This is a genomic window from Streptomyces spongiae (genome assembly GCF_009377185.1).
GTDB lineage: Bacteria > Actinomycetota > Actinomycetes > Streptomycetales > Streptomycetaceae > Streptomyces > Streptomyces spongiae.
This window is the reverse complement of the sequence record NZ_VJZC01000892.1, coordinates 1-2828: the sequence shown is the minus strand read 5'-3', so window position 1 is coordinate 2828 and position 2828 is coordinate 1. Positions and strand designations below refer to the sequence as shown.

Here is a 2828-nt window from a genome sequence, read left to right as displayed (position 1 = left end):
CTCCGGAACCACCGCTCCCCTACTTTCGGCCCCCCTGGCCGAGATCAACCACCCCACCCGCGCCGACCGCTCAACCGCCTTCGCCAGCGGCGTCAGCAGAGCCGCCGCGACCGGCGACAGCAACAGCGCCACAGCCGTACCCAGCGCGAAGCCACCCACCACGTCCGTCGGGTAGTGCACGCCCATGTACACCCGGCAGAACCCCCCGAGCAGCCCCAGCACGATCCCCACCAGCCCGAACTTCCGGTTGGCGACGAACAGCGCGACCCCCATAGCCATGGTCAGCGTCGCGTGATCACTCACAAACGAGTAGTCGGTCTTGCCGGAGACCAGCACCTCCAGCCCTTCATGATCTACAAAGGGCCGGGGCCGCTCCACGAACCCACGTATCGGCACATTCACCAGCACGGCGATGCCCGCGGCGAGCGGCGCCCAGGCCAGCGCGGCCACGGACGACGCGGCGTCCTCCCCGCCCCGCCGCCGCACACCCCACCAGCACCACAGGATCAGCAGCACCATGGCGAACAGCAGCCCGTACTCACCCACGAACTCCATGACCCGGTCGAACCAGGTCGGCGCGTCCTTGGCCAGGCCATTGATGTCGTAGAGCAGACTGACGTCGGGGTTGGACCCGGACCCCGCCCCGGACTCGGCGAGAGTGTCGGTCCCGGCGAGATGCGTCCCGGACTCGGCGAATGCAGCCATCGTGCGGCGGCCCCTTCGTCGTCTGTTCCATGCTCGGCGGACGCACCCTTACGTACGCCGCTGCGGCCACCCCCGTGGTTGTAGGCGTCGTCACGCGTCGAAGCGCTACGAGACAAGGAACGCACAGTCCCTTTCTCTACGTTGCACACTCCACTGAATGATCACGCAGACGTTATCGAAGAGAGACACATCTCCGCAGCTCAGGACAGGGGTCACAAACAATTACGCGCCATCAGATATTCGTTGGCAACGCTTTCGCGCCATCTTCGGTGACCCGAGTTGCCCCGAAGTAGTCCGGAGTGTCGATCGGGTCGAAGCGGATCACCGCACCCGGCCTGGGCGCGTTGATCATGTACCCGCCCCCCACGTAGATCCCCACGTGCCGAATGGCCCGGGAATTGGTGAGGTCGTCCGAGTAGAAGACCAGATCGCCCGGAAGCAGCTCGTCCCGCTTCGGGTGCGGCCCGGCGTTGTACTGGTCGTTGGCGACCCGGGGCAGCGTGATCCCTACGGCCTCGTAGGCGGCCTTGGTCAGGCCCGAGCAGTCGAAGCGCCCACCCTGGTCGGCGGTGCCGTTGCCGCCCCACAGGTACGGCGTACCGAGCTTCTTCTGCGCGTACTCGATGGCCCCCGCGGCCTGCCGGGACGGATCGACCCTGGTCACGGGCGCGGCGAAGCTCTTCTCCAGGTCCGTGATCGTCTTCACGTAGTTCTGGGTCTCCTTGTACGGCGGCACGCCCCCGTACTTGATCACCGCATAGGCGCCCGCGTTGTACGCGGCGAGCATGTTGTGCGTCGGGTTCCCGGGCGCGTCCTTGACGTACTTGGCGAGGGAGCAGTCGTACGACGCGGCCGACGGGATCGCGTCCTTCGGGTCCCACACGTCACGGTCGCCGTCCCCGTCGCCGTCGATGCCGTGCGTGGCCCACGTGCCCGGGATGAACTGCGCTATCCCCTGGGCCGCGGCCGGGCTCTGCGCCTTCGGGTTGAACCCGCTCTCCTGGTACAACTGCGCGGCCAGCAGCGCCGGATTGATGGCGGAGCACAGGTTGCCCCACTTCTGCACGAGCGGGCTGTACGCGGCCGGCACGGCCCCCTTGGCGAGCGCCTTGACGCCCTGGCCGATCCCGTTCGCGAGGTTCCCGGCGGTCATGTAGACGCCGACGACGAGCAGCAGGACGAAGCTGAGGCCGGCGCCGCCGCAGGCGAGCCCCACGATCCATGCCTTACGCACCGTCAACCGCCCCTCACTGCCCGGCACTCCACCGACACGAAGTGTAGAGGGGGCCCGGCGATCACGGAATGATCACTCGCCCTGAGCGGCGCGATACAGCCGGGCCGCCTCGTCCCCGAGGACCACGCTGTACGAGACGTCGTCCGTGGCCCCGCCCTCCTCGTGCCCACCGAGCACCCCGACGACCTGTCCGTCCCCGTTCACCCAGGGACTCCCGCTGGTCCCACTGGGGAAACCGGGGCACGCGATGCGCTGCTGGGTGGCGTTGTGGGCGGTGGGCTTGTTGGTGCAGGTGACCGGCGCCCGGCTGGAGCTGGGGTACCCGGTGACGGTGACCGCGGTGGCGCCGGTGGCCCGGTGCGCGGCGAACGCGTTCCCCCCGACCAGGTCCTGGACTCCCTTCCCGCCCTCGCGCTCCACGCGGGCGAAGGCGATGTCACTGTCCTCGTCCCGGTCGCCGCCGTCCCACCCGCCAGGCACGTACGTCCTCCCGATCCGCCAGACGCCGTACGGTGCCTCCCCGTCCCGGTAGCCGGGCACGAAGACGAGATCCGTACCCCCGTCGAGACAGTGCGCGGCGGTGACGACGAGGTCGTGCCCCGCGCTCCGCACGACGGACCCCGTACAGAAGTGCCCGCCGCCGAGCCCGCCCCGGAAGACGGCCCCCACGCGCGCGGTGGCGGCACTCGCCGGGGCTTCGGCGGTCACCCCGAAGGGGCCGGGCCCGTCGTCGGCCGCGGCGAGGGACGAGGAGGTGACGGCGAGCAACGCGACGGCACCGAGCAGCGAGATACGCGTCATCGATCACAGGCTGCCCAAGGAGCGTGAGAATGCACCTCGGGCAACCTGAGAATCGTCCGTGAAACGACGGCCCCGCCCTCTCACCCGC

3 protein-coding genes are annotated in these 2828 nt (G+C 69.3%); all 3 read right to left on the bottom strand.

What is annotated here, in order from left to right; all coding sequences use genetic code 11:
* The coding region (locus FNH08_RS48300) for a phosphatase PAP2 family protein (protein WP_152778245.1) at positions 1-705 on the bottom strand (705 nt) is incomplete at its 3' end.
* Positions 706-937: 232 nt separating this feature from the next.
* A complete protein-coding gene (locus FNH08_RS48295) occupies positions 938-1858 on the bottom strand; it encodes a C40 family peptidase (RefSeq protein ID WP_194238874.1) in 921 nt (306 codons plus the stop codon).
* Between the two features lie 153 nt (positions 1859-2011).
* Complete coding sequence (locus FNH08_RS48290; RefSeq protein ID WP_152778244.1) at positions 2012-2740, bottom strand: trypsin-like serine peptidase; 729 nt, start codon at positions 2738-2740, stop codon at positions 2012-2014.
* Positions 2741-2828: the final 88 nt, after the last annotated feature.

Coding starts and splice junctions, on each gene's coding strand:
- FNH08_RS48295 (WP_194238874.1), bottom strand. CDS start 1,858: ATGACCGCCGGGAACCTCGCGAACGGGATCGGCCAGGGCGTCAAGGCG.
- FNH08_RS48290 (WP_152778244.1), bottom strand. CDS start 2,740: ATGACGCGTATCTCGCTGCTCGGTGCCGTCGCGTTGCTCGCCGTCACC.